This is a genomic window from Bacillus sp. ISL-7, from assembly GCF_018613065.1.
Genome location: NZ_JAGGQW010000035.1, coordinates 220,888 through 233,709 on the forward strand (window position 1 = coordinate 220,888; position 12,822 = coordinate 233,709).

Consider the following 12,822-nt stretch of genomic DNA (forward strand, 5'->3'; position numbering starts at 1 on the left):
TCTCTCTGTGCTTTTTCTCTTTAAATCCTTTCCAGTGCCTGATCCAGGTCTTCTTGAATGTCCTCCCATGCTTCTAAACCAACAGATAGACGCAGCAAGTTATCTTCAATCCCCATTTTTTTTCGTTCCTCCTCTGGAACCACGGCATGGGTCATCGTTGCAGGATGCTGAATCAATGTTTCTGCGTCTCCAAGACTTACCGCAATTTTTATTAATTGTAATTGATTCATAAACTGTTGTGCCGATTCCTTGGATCCCTTTATCGTGAATGATATGAGACCGCCTGATTGTTTCATTTGTTTTTTCGCGATCGAATAATCTTGGTGTTCTGGATCGCCAGGGAAATACACTGATTCAATTTTCGGATGACTTTTCATAAATTCAAATAACCTCTGGGCATTTTCACAATGGCGGTCCATGCGCACTGGAAGTGTTTTAATCCCCCTTAACAACAGCCATGCATCAAAAGGCGAGATAATCCCCCCAATATCTTTTTGGGTCGTCCGTGACACCTGCCTAATAAACTCCTTCTCCCCAATGACAAGACCCGCTATAACATCGCCATGTCCACAGATATATTTTGTTGCACTATGAATGACAACATTGCATCCGAGAGTAAGAGGAGTTTGTATATATGGGGAACAAAATGTGTTATCCACAACAACGGGAATCCCTTTTTTATTTGCCACCCTCGCCACCAATTCCAAATCTACCAGCTTCATTGTAGGGTTTATTGGCGTTTCAATATAGATACAAGCCGTATTAGGGAGGATTTCTTGATCTAATGCTTCTGCCGATTCCATTAATGAAAAGTCGTGTTCAATCCCATATTTCCCTTTTAATAGTTCCAACAATCCGAAGGTACAGCCGTATACTCCTTGTGAACAAAGGATATGATCACCTGTTTTTGTTAAGGCCACTAGCACTGCACTCACGGCCGCCATTCCTGACGAAAAAGCCAAGCCTGCCTCACCTTGTTCAAGGACTGCCATCCGTTCTTCCAGTATTTTCACCGTTGGATTTCCCAAGCGTGAATAAATAAATCCCTCTTCTTGCCCAGCAAACCTTCTTTCCCCTTGTTCCGCACTGGTAAATGTAAAGGTAGATGTTTGATATAACGGGGGAACTAAACTGTCTTGATGTTCGTCTGGCCGGTAGCCTGAATGAATAACTTCCGTTTCAAACCGTGATTTCTTTTTCCCCATTTTGGATTCCTCCTGTTTGAAAACGTTTTCATACTTATAATATATTATGTTGATTGGGGGAATATCGTTAGAGAATTCATAAATGAATGTCCTAACTAACCATTATATTGTTTCCTTGAATGACCACTTTGTTCTTCCCAGTTCCTTTAGCAATATACAAAGCTTCATCTGCTCGTTTAAATAAGAAATTATAGGCATCGATCCGTTCCTTATGCCAATAAGAAACACCACAGGACACTGTAATATGCGGGTCGGAGCATTCGGATACCTTTTTAACTAATCTTTCAGCGATGGCTGCTCCTCTTTCTAAAGGGACACCAGGAAGATAAAGGGCGAGTTCTTCCCCACCCCAGCGGGCGCCTATATCTTGCCCGCGAATATTTCGTTTAATAAGGTTTGCAACCTGAACCAGAACTTTATCTCCAACCTGATGGCCGTATGTATCATTTAATTCTTTAAAATTATCAATATCGAGAAGAATAAAGGTACCTTCTTCACTCTCTTTCATTGACCACTGGATTTTTTCATCCAAAAATTTGCGGGAATGGAGCTTTGTAAGGTGGTCTGTGATTACCATATGCTCTAACTCTTCTCTGAGCATTGAATTGGTAAGCGCTAGCGATGAATGATGAACTAGTGACTGCAGGAGCTTAAATGTGTCAAAGGAAAAGAAATAAGGCTTTTGATGCATCACAATGGAGAAACCTTTTAATTTTTCGCTCTGAATCATCGGAATCGCAAGAATCGAATGAAAGCTTGTCATACTTTTTATGTTTTGGAGATTGATATCTCCTATAAATAAAGGATTTTTTTCCTTTTCGATCTTTTCCTTTATATAATCAATGTAGAGTCGGGCCTGTTTAGTGTAAAAGTATGAAGTGGAACCTGGGAGTATTTTTACATTTGCTTGTTCATTTGAGAATAAGAAAAAGCCAACTTCTTGTGCATCAATGGAAGTGATGATTTGTTCTGACATATATGTCATCGTATCAACCATGCGTAGGTTAGAATTTAAACAATGGGAAGTTTCGTTGATTAATTGTAAGTTGGAGATTTCCCTCTTTGACTGTTGATAGAGGTGGGCATTCTCCAAAGAACCTCCCGCAGAATCTGCCAATAATGTAAGAAACTCCACCTCATATGCCGTAAATTCAGTCGTATCTGCTGCAATTATCTGCAAGACTCCATAGGTTACCTTCTTCCCTTTTAATGGGGCATAAATAAGTGCATGTTTATCAGGGGGGGAATATTCAAATTGAATCTCCCCGGTTGCATAAGCATTGATAGCAGCAATATTTTCACTATCATATTCACGCTCAATAATCGGAAGGTCGCTGTGGCTTTGAGTATCCTGTGAAAGCAATAAGGAAAATGAGTAGTCAGGGTACACTTCCTTAAGCGCTACGCATAATTCTCCCAAGATGAAATTCACATCAAGGAACGAATGAAGTTTTTCTGTAATTTGTATTAATTGTTTATATCTATTAACTTGCATGTGTAAATCACATTCGAGAATATCCATATAGGTTTCACCCGATCTAATTCCAGATATATACATAGTACCCTAATTATAGTTAATTTTCAGACACTTTGGCGACAGTTATTTGTATAATTTATTAACTTTATTAAAATAATCTTTCCGATAATTTTCTCCTGTATCATCATCCCCAAAAAATATTCTTGACTTTACAGGAATAAAAATTATATAATACTCCTTGTGTAAAATATTGCAGCCTATGTGAAAACTTTATTCGTCTCATTTTATTCCTCTTAAAGGTAGATTGCCTTTAAATGATGGTGTATCTTGTAACCCTTAGCTGCTAGGGCGAAGGTGCATGAAAATAAAATGGCTTTAAAGCGTCTCATAACGGTTTTTATTTTACCAAAATAAAAACACTAAGGAGGAGTCATTCATGGCTCGTTATACTGGCTCTAGCTGGAAAATTTCCCGTCGTCTTGGAATCTCTCTAAGCGGCACAGGTAAAGAATTAGAAAAGCGTCCGTACGCTCCTGGACAACATGGTCCAAACCAACGCAAAAAGCTTTCTGAATACGGATTACAATTACAAGAGAAGCAAAAGCTTCGTCATATGTATGGCGTAACTGAGCGTCAATTCCGTAATCTTTTTGATAGAGCTGGCAAATTAAGCGGCGTACACGGTGAAAACTTCATGATTCTTCTTGAATCACGTCTTGACAACGTTGTTTACCGTTTAGGTCTTGCTCGCACTCGTCGTGCAGCTCGTCAATTAGTAAACCATGGCCACATCTTAGTTGATGGCGCTCGTGTAGATATCCCATCATACCGCTTAAAAGCTGGTCAAACAATCAGCCTACGCGAAAAATCTCGCAATCTTGATGTTGTAAAAGAAGCTGTCGAAGTTAATAACTTCGTTCCTGATTTCTTAACATTTGATGCGGACAAATTAGAAGGTACTTTCACTCGCTTACCAGAGCGTTCTGAATTACCTGCTGAAATCAACGAAACTCTTATCGTCGAGTTCTACTCACGTTAATTGATTTGCTTATTAAATAGCAATCACAAAAACCCTAGAAACAGCGTTATATCAGCGCTTCTAGGGTTTTTTGTTTTTACTATGTTTAGTAGAATTTTGTATTCTCCCCCAAAGAGATGGGGGCAATTTTGGTGGAAGTTTTAACAAAATTATTCAAGTGGACAGACCCATACTATTTTGTAAAAATCCTACTAACAATAGTCATCAATAACGATGTTCTATGAAGGGATCGAACCGGTGAGCAAAAGACAGGCTATTTGCTTAGGACAACTTCCTCCCGTTATACATACGATGCAGTGTAGTTAATAACTTAATTTAAGGGGGAGAATTTTTTTTATGGGTAAAGACCTCACGAAATATTTTCAAGATAGAGTAATCAAGGTTGATCGAGGCGGACCAGAATCCAGAGTTGGGATGTTTATGCATGCAAGTGAAGATTACCTCTGCCTTCTCACGGAAGAAGATGGGATCGTCTACCACAACACTAAACATATTAAAAATTTTACAGATAATCTGAAAGAGCAGTTTAAATTCGACGTTGATGTTCCGAAGGATTTCGAATTTAAAAAAGCTAAAAATTTCAAAGACCTGCTTAAATCATTGGAATATCGTTGGGTAATTATCAATCGTGGCAGTACTGAGACGGTAGAGGGGGTACTCTGTGAGGTAAAAAATGATTTAGTTCATTTGGTCAATAATGGGGAAATCGTTCGCATTGCCATGTCCCACATTAAAAATGTTAGTTATGGAGTAAAAATTAAAAAGGCGAAATCGGAAAAACATGAGTCACGTCAAAAATCAAACGATAAGAGTGGAAATAACAAAGATAACACCAATAATAGCCCTAAGAGAACTTCACAAAAATTACATCAAAAATCAAACGATAAGAGTGAAAATAACTACAATAACATCTATTGTAGCCCTCAGGTAACTTCGCAAATATTATGTCAAGAATCAAACGTTGAGAGTGAAAATTACAACAATAACACCAATAATAGCCCCCAGGGAACTTCGCAAATATTACGTCAGGAATCAAACGTTGCGAGTGAAAATTACAACAATAACACCAATAGTAGCCCTCAGGGAATTTCCCAAATATTACATCAAGAATCAAACGTTGCGAGTGAAAATTACAACAATAACACCAATAATAGCCTTCAGGGAACTTCCCAAATATTACGTCAAGAATCAAACGTTGCGAGTGAAAATAACATCAATAACACCAATAATAGCCCTCAGGGAACTTCGCAAAAAACATCTTTTGAAAATGAACTTGATGTGTCAGTTCTTTTATCCTCATTAATCTCATTGGAAAAGATTTTACGAAGATTAAATTTTTAAAGTTTCTCACTCATAGTGGTTCGCAGAGTAGTTGAAAATGAAGGGACACTGTCAACAAAAACGCTTGATAGTATCCACTCATTAAATAAGTTATTTCTTCATGGAATTTTGTTTTTGCCCAAGCCTTTTTAGTTTTAATAATATTTAGTGCGAGTGTCAATTTTCACACTTTCCTCTGATTGAAGCGTCTAACGCTTCTTTTTTCTTCTTCTTTTTGACTATTAAGACATAAAGAGACATTATCGCTCTCCTCTTTTTTAACGATTGAGCAGGGTCTTCTTAAGTATTGTCATTTTTCTAATCTTGAAGATACTTATTTTCATGGTAAAAGATGAAAAAGACAAACAATTTAAAGACAGGCCATTTGCTTAGGACAAGTTCCTCCCGTTAAACATATGATGCAGTGTAATTAAATTACTTTAAGGGGAGATTTTTTATATGAGTGAAAACCTAATGAAATATTTTAAAGATACAGTAATCAAGGTTAATCGAGACGGATCGGAATCCAAAATTGGGAAGTTATTGGATGAAAGAGACGATTATATCGTCGTTCTTACAGAAGAGGATGGAGTCGTTTATTACAAAACTCAATACATTAAAAGTTTTACAGAAAATGTGAAAGGGAAGTGGGAATTCGACGTTGAAATTCCTGAGAATTTTAAAAATGCTGATAAATTCAAAGACCTACTTAAATCACTGAAATATCATTGGGTAAAAATTAATCGTGGAAGTTCTGAAATGGTTAAGGGGGTACTTTGTGAGGTAAAAGATGATTTTGTTCATTTGGTTGCTAAAGAGGAACTCGTTCGCATTCCCATCTTCCACATTAATAATGTTAGTTATAAGAGTAAAAATTGAAAAGATGAATCCGAAGAACATAAGTCACGAGGACATGAGTCACGTTAATAAGGTTAAAGCCCTCATACCCATTGGTATCAGGGCTTTTTCTATCTTCGATTGACCCATTTGATAGATTTCCTATATAAAAAGGCAAGTATTATATAAATGACAACTACGATAGCCGCAGTCGATAATCTTTCTTGTAATATCCCGTCTGCATATAAAACAGGACCAAGTCCGAAAAATGTAACAAGTGCGATGAGAATAATAAATACGGCGTGTAATGAAAATTTCAATATATTCACCCCCATTTTCGTTCCTTTTATATTAGACGAAATAAATTAACCCGTTGTTACACCGATATCCTTATAGCAAAAAAAGGGCTTTGATTTCCAAAGCCCTTCTTTTATTAGTATTTAATTAAGGTATACTTCTTTTTACCTCTTCTAATAATCGTAAACTTTCCTTCAATTCGATCGGATTCTGCTAAGATATAAGCGTTGTCCGTAATTTTTTCACCATTAACAGTAACAGCACCATTTGAGATGTCTTCACGTGCTTGACGCTTGGATGGAGAAATTTTCGCTGCAACCAAAAGATCGACCAAATTCTCCTCATTTTGTGATGTATAAGCTGGTACATCTTTAAAGCCCTGCTCGATTTCCGCACCTGAAAGACTTCTTACATCCCCGCTAAATAACGCCAGGGAAATTTTAATTGCCTGTTGCAAGGAATCTTCACCATGTATCAAACGAGTCAGTTCTTCAGCTAATACCTTTTGTGCCTTACGAAGATGCGGCTCTTCCTGAACAGCTTTTTCTAATTGTTCAATTTCCTCATGCGAAAGGAATGTAAAAATCTTTAAGTATTTCACCACATCCGCATCAGCTGTATTAATCCAGAACTGGTAGAACTCATACGGGGTAGTTTTTGCAGGATCTAACCAAACTGCACCACTTTCCGTTTTCCCAAACTTTGTACCATCTGCTTTTGTCACAAGCGGAATGGTTAACCCAAATGCCTTCGAGCCTTCTGGCTGAACTTTGCGGATTAATTCCAATCCTGAAGTTATGTTCCCCCACTGGTCACTTCCGCCAATTTGTAATTTACAGTTGTGATGCTCATATAAATGAAGAAAATCCATCGCTTGTAAAATGGTATAGGTGAATTCTGTAAACGAAATACCCGTCTCAAGCCTTGATGCAATGGTATCCTTCGCCAGCATGTAATTGACACCGATATGTTTGCCGATATCACGCAAGAAGGTAACGACATCCATTGAGCCAGCCCAATCATAGTTATTAACCATGATTGCTCCGTTTTCACCTTCAAATTCGAAAATAGATTCAAGTTGCTTTTTGATACCTGCTACATTATCCTGCACTGTTTCTAGTGTTAACAACTTTCGTTCTTCACTTTTACCACTCGGATCACCAATCAAGCCTGTTGCTCCTCCGACTAACACAATCGGACGATGTCCATGCTGCTGAAATCTTCTAAGTGTTAAAAATGGCAGCAAATGGCCGATATGCATACTATCAGCAGTTGGGTCAACACCACAGTATAAAGAAATTTGCCCCTTGTTTAATGAATCCTTCAGACCTTCTTCATCCGTTTGCTGGTAGATGATTCCTCTCCATGCCAAATCCTGTAATAAATCCATCCTATTCCCTCCAATTTGGTAAAAAAATAAAAACGCCCCTGCAAAAATGCAGGGACGTAAATTTACGCGGTACCACCCAGCTTGAGGAAAATTCCTCCAACTCAAAAAATTAACGGTTTAGACCGTTCTCCGCTACAAAAAAATCATTTTCACAGAGAAAGCTCAGGGGAGTAATTCATTCTTCTATATGTATCAGCTTTCACCACCGCTGACTCTCTTGAAACAGGGATAGAAGAACTACAGTTGGTTCCCTTCACAGCTTTTTTATTAAATTAATGTATAGCTTTTTTTACCATATTTCAAGTTCCCTGTCAAACTTAACTGGAAATTTCAGATAAATGTAGAACTTTGTCAGTTTTTATACCTTTGGTATGCTATAATGTACTTGATTTTAGATGAGGTGATACTATAGATGGTTGAAAAATTACAAGCATTGATAGAAAAAGCAAAATCCGTGCTGAACATATTTACCCATAAAAGAACGGTTAAAAGTGCACGAATCACATATCAAGTAGTTTGGAATCTGTTACTCCTTGTATTAACAGTCGTCATTCTTGGCGGATCATTTGCGACAGGTGTTGGTGCGGGTTATTTTGCTTCACTTGTAAAAGATGAACTTGTTCGCTCGTATGACAGCATGAAAAAAGATATTTATAACTATACGGAAACTTCTGAGTTATATTTTTCGGATAATGTTTATCTTGGTAAACTTCACACCGACTTGGAACGGGAAGAAGTAAAATTGGACGATGTATCAAATGATTTAGTCAATGCGGTTGTTGCAACCGAAGACGAATACTTTTACAAGCATAAAGGTGTTGTCCCAAAAGCAGTATTTCGGGCCGTCTTTCAGGAAGTGACAAATTCTGCTGTTCAATCCGGCGGCAGTACGTTAACACAGCAATTAATAAAAAATCAAATCTTAACAAATGAGGTCTCGTTTCAAAGGAAAGCCAATGAAATTTTACTTGCTCTTCGTTTAGAGAAATTTTTTGATAAAAAAGACATTCTCGAAGCTTATCTTAATGTGTCTACCTTAGGAAGAAATTCGTCTGGACGAAACATTGCGGGTGTCCAAGCAGCTGCAAAAGGGATTTTTGGTAAAAAGGCGAGTGATTTAACACTCCCGCAAGCTGCATTCATTGCAGGATTGCCTCAAAGCCCGTTTGGATATACCCCGTTTACACGGGAAGGGACGATAAAAGAACCTCAATATCTGGAACCCGGTCTCACACGGATGAAAACCGTCCTAAAGAGAATGTTTGACGGCGGCTATATTAACGAGCATGAATATGCGCAAGCCTCTGCCTACGATATTAAAAAAGATTTTATCAAACCGGTTGCAAATCCACTGGAAAAATACCCATGGCTAACAGTCGAAATTGAAAAGCGGTCGATTGAAGTCCTGACCACTGTCTTAGCAAAAAATGATGGGATTTCAGAAAAAGAGTTAAAAAACGATGACAACCTTGCTTATAAATATCAAATATTAGCTAGAAATGCTTTGCGTCAAAATGGATACCAAATTCATTCGACAATAGATAAAAAAATATACGATGCGATGCAAAAAGTTAAGGACAATTATCAATATTACGGACCCGATAAGCCACAAGAAAAAAAGGATCCTGAAACTGGAGAAATAAGAACAGTTATGGAACCTGCTGAGGTTGGGGCGGAACTGATCGAAAACAAGACTGGAAAAATTATCAGTTTTGTCGCTGGAAGGAATTATGACGACCAACAGCTTAATCACGCAACCAGTGCCATCAGACAAAACGGTTCTACCATGAAACCACTTCTTGTCTATGCACCAGCGATTGAGTTAGGAAAAGCAGCTCCGGGAACACCGCTGCCAAATGTAGCGTTAAGTCTTGCCCCCGGCAGAAGTGATCCTTGGCCGCAAAACTATGACTATCGGTATAGCGGACTAGTTTCAGCAAGATATGCATTAGCGAAATCCTATAACGTACCAGCGGTTAAGCTTTACAAGAGTATCGTTGATCAACGTCCCGCCACGTATCTTGAAAAAATGGGATTTACCTCTTTAAGAAAAGATGATTATACCAATCTAGCTACTTCGATTGGATCGATGACAAATGGGGTAACCATCGAAGAAAATACGAACGCATTTAGTACCTTTGCTAATGATGGGAAATTTATTGATGCCTATATGATTGATAAAATTGTCGATAAAAATGGCAAGGTTATCTATCAGCACGAAGTGAAACCTGTTAATGTCTTTAAGCCGCAAACAGCCTATTTAACGATTGATATGATGCGTGACGTGGTAAAGATGGGAACGGCAGCAGGAGTTAGAAGCAAACTAAATTTCAGTGCGGACTGGGCTGGGAAAACGGGGACAGGAAATCAATATATTGACTCTTGGTTCGTTGCTTCAAACCCTAATGTCACCTTTGGTCTTTGGAGAGGGTATGATACACCAAAATCGCTCCAGACATCCGGTATGTCTTATAGTTCACGGACCAATAATTTATGGGCTCAGTTAATGAACGCTGCCTATAAAATTAAACCTGATCTAATTGCTCCAAAGAAGACATTTAAAATGCCAAAAGGAATCGTGCAACGTTCTTATTGTGCAGTTTCCGGAATGCTGCCTTCTGAGGCATGTTCAAAAGCAGGGTTAATCGAATCAGATTACTTTAATGTCAATAATGTACCAACAAGAGTTGATGATAGCTTAATTGAAGGAAAATATGTTATGGTTGGCGACAAAAAATATTTGGCCTTGGATTCTACACCAAAAGAGTTTGCCCAATTTGGTCTCATTTTAAATCCTGATTTTATCAAACGCATTGTTGGAAGTAACTTCCATAATTATAGACAACTAATTCCACAGAAAGAGCGCTGGGGGAAAATTCTCGTATCAAGTGCAAAAATGTCCGATAACGGGAAGAACCCCGACAGTGTCAGCTTAAAAGTAGAAGGAAATACATTAACATGGTCAGCATCTGGTGATAATGATGTTGTCGGTTACCGAGTCTATCAAGGTGGATTAGTTTCAGCAAAGGTAGGAAGTGTGATCAATGGCTCAAAACGATCATTTCAAACTGGTACTGGTACCTATTATGTAACGGCGGTCGATATTGCTGGTAGAGAGTCTGCCCCATCGAATCTGGTTGAGGCTGGAGTAATAGTAACACCACCACCTGTAGATCCTACTAAACCTGCGGTACCGAAAGATCCTGCTAAACCTGGTGTACCGAATGGCCCCGCTAAACCTGGTGTACCGAATAGCCCTGCTAAACCTGGTGTACCGAATGGCCCTAATGTTCCAACTAAACCGACTGATCCAACAACAACACCGTAAATATTTAAAACCGCACCGATAGTTGGTGCGGTTTTTTCTGTTCTTGAACACTAAAAAGCCAGGCATCTGCCTGGCTCTAGTCATTGTTTTTTCCCTATGAAAAACGGGTCTTTAATCTTCCATTGTAGAAAGGTCACCTGTTGGCAGGTTTAGTTCCCATGCCTTTAACACACGTCTCATGATTTTCCCGCTTCTTGTTTTCGGCAGCTTATCACGGAAATCAATTTCCCTTGGTGCTGCATGAGCGGCAAGACCTCTTTTCACAAATTGCCTAATTTCTTCTTTTAGTTCGTCAGTTGGAGCATAGCCGTCTCTGAGTGCAATGAAGGCTTTAATAATTTCACCACGAACTGGATCTGGTTTACCGATGACACCGGCTTCAGCAACGGCAGGATGCTCAACAAGCTTGCTTTCTACTTCAAAAGGTCCTACGCGCTCCCCTGAGGTCATAATAACGTCATCGACACGGCCCTGGAACCAGAAATAGCCCTCTTCATCCATGTAAGCAGAATCGCCTGAAACGTACCAGTCGCCTGGCATAAAGTAAGATTCATATTTCTCTGGATTATTCCAAATTGTATTCATCATGGAAGGCCAGCCTTTTTTAATCGCGAGGTTCCCCATCCGATACGGCGGAAGTTCATTCCCTTGATTATCAACAATCGCTGCTTCAACACCTGGAATCGGTTTCCCCATTGAACCTGGTTTAATTTCCATACAAGGATAGTTACTAATCAATTGCGCACCAGTTTCTGTCATCCACCAGTTATCATGAATTCGCTTATTGAATACTTTTACCCCCCATTTAACAACTTCAGGGTTTAATGGTTCCCCGACGCTTAGAACATGACGGAGACTGCTTAGATCAAATTTCTTAACCAATTCATCACCTGCACCCATTAACATTCGGAATGCTGTAGGAGCACTGTACCAAACGGTTACACCAAAGTCCTCAATCATTTGATACCAGGATTCTGGACTAAATCGACCGCCTACAATTACGTTCGATGTCCCTGTTAACCACGGCCCAAAGATACCGTAAGAAGTACCAGTTACCCAGCCTGGGTCAGCAGTACACCAATAAACATCATCCTCTTTTAGATCGAGCACCCATCTAGCTGTTTGGTAATGCTGAAGCATGGCATTATGTACATGCAATACGCCTTTTGGTTTTCCTGTTGAGCCTGATGTATAGTGCAGGATCAAGCCGTCCGTTCTGTCAACCCATTCAATTCGAAGATCCTTGCTAGCGGCTTCAAATTTTTTCAAAAAGTCAATATATCGGCCTTGTTCATCAACTTTATTACCGATAAGGAAAATATGCTTCAGTGCAGGCAGGTCTTGAACAGGTACCCGGTCCAACAGTTCAGGTGTCGTGACTAAAACTTTCGCTTCACTATCTTGCAGACGGTCCCTGACAGCCCCTTCCATGAATGCTTCAAATAAAGGACCAACAATAGCCCCAAGCTTGATTGCACCCAAAACGGTAAAGTAAAGTTCTGGAGAGCGCGGCATAAAAATAAATACACGGTCACCTTTCTCTACATCCCCGTAAGTTTTTAACACATTGCCCGCTTTGTTTGATAGATCTTTCATTTCTTTAAAGGTGTACTTCTCATTTCTTGAACCATCACGATAGTATAGTGCAACTTTATTTTTCCGGAAGGTTTTCGCGTGACGGTCAATGGCCTCATACGCCATATTGACAAGCCCCGTTTCACTCCATGTAAATTCCTTTTCTGTTTCCTTCCAGTCGAAATGCTTGTACATTTCTTGATAATTACCCAGATTATGATCCCCTTGCACAACTGGCAACGCTTCCACTTTCATTCAATCTCCCCCTTTGACCTTATTTTAAATTATTATAGTACAAATAATAACTATTCACAATTTTAAAAAAAGTACTATATTATTATTTTTTATATTTAT

General features: G+C 38.9%; 9 protein-coding genes and 1 other annotated feature. Of the genes, 4 read left to right on the forward strand and 5 right to left on the reverse strand.

The genetic code is table 11. The features are described 5' to 3' along the window. Nucleotides 1-20: 20 nt before the first annotated feature. A complete protein-coding gene (megL, locus tag J7E66_RS14350) occupies nt 21-1,205 on the reverse strand; it encodes a methionine gamma-lyase (protein WP_214732631.1) in 1,185 nt (394 codons plus the stop codon). 91 nt (nt 1,206-1,296) lie between these two features. Beyond that, nucleotides 1,297-2,727 carry a sensor domain-containing diguanylate cyclase gene (locus J7E66_RS14355; protein ID WP_251032921.1) on the reverse strand — a complete coding sequence of 477 codons (1,431 nt, stop codon included), beginning with the start codon at nt 2,725-2,727 and terminating at the stop codon, nt 1,297-1,299. Nucleotides 2,728-3,118: 391 nt separating this feature from the next. Here J7E66_RS14355 and rpsD point away from each other — a divergent pair, with 391 nt between their 5' ends. The 3 genes from rpsD to J7E66_RS14370 all read left to right on the forward strand — a co-directional run bounded on the left by rpsD (nt 3,119) and on the right by J7E66_RS14370 (nt 5,920). After that, nucleotides 3,119-3,721: a 30S ribosomal protein S4 gene (gene rpsD, locus J7E66_RS14360; RefSeq protein ID WP_088089267.1), complete on the forward strand. Its 603-nt coding sequence runs from the start codon at nt 3,119-3,121 to the stop codon at nt 3,719-3,721. A 336-nt stretch (nt 3,722-4,057) separates the two neighbouring features. Further along, a complete protein-coding gene (locus J7E66_RS14365) occupies nt 4,058-5,062 on the forward strand; it encodes a hypothetical protein (RefSeq protein WP_215001099.1) in 1,005 nt (334 codons plus the stop codon). A 438-nt stretch (nt 5,063-5,500) separates the two neighbouring features. Then, a complete protein-coding gene (locus J7E66_RS14370) occupies nt 5,501-5,920 on the forward strand; it encodes a hypothetical protein (RefSeq protein WP_215001101.1) in 420 nt (139 codons plus the stop codon). An 89-nt stretch (nt 5,921-6,009) separates the two neighbouring features. Here J7E66_RS14370 and J7E66_RS14375 read toward each other — a convergent pair whose 3' ends face one another. Both J7E66_RS14375 and tyrS read right to left on the reverse strand, forming a co-directional pair. Then, entirely contained in the window at nt 6,010-6,198 is a 189-nt protein-coding gene (locus tag J7E66_RS14375) for a DUF6954 family protein (protein WP_215001103.1), read from the reverse strand. Between the two features lie 113 nt (nt 6,199-6,311). Beyond that, nucleotides 6,312-7,565 (reverse strand): tyrosine--tRNA ligase, encoded by a 1,254-nt coding sequence (gene tyrS, locus J7E66_RS14380; RefSeq protein WP_215001105.1) that lies wholly within the window; start codon nt 7,563-7,565, stop codon nt 6,312-6,314. Between the two features lie 47 nt (nt 7,566-7,612). Continuing rightward, nucleotides 7,613-7,831 (reverse strand) — a binding site (T-box leader). 146 nt (nt 7,832-7,977) lie between these two features. Between tyrS and J7E66_RS14385 the strand changes: the two genes are divergently transcribed. Then, on the forward strand, nt 7,978-10,893 hold the full coding sequence (locus J7E66_RS14385) for a transglycosylase domain-containing protein (RefSeq protein ID WP_215001107.1): 2,916 nt from the start codon (nt 7,978-7,980) through the stop codon (nt 10,891-10,893). Nucleotides 10,894-11,004: 111 nt separating this feature from the next. Here J7E66_RS14385 and acsA read toward each other — a convergent pair whose 3' ends face one another. Continuing rightward, nucleotides 11,005-12,723, reverse strand: a complete 1,719-nt coding sequence (acsA, locus tag J7E66_RS14390; protein WP_215001109.1) for an acetate--CoA ligase — start codon at nt 12,721-12,723, stop codon at nt 11,005-11,007. Nucleotides 12,724-12,822 lie beyond the last annotated feature (99 nt).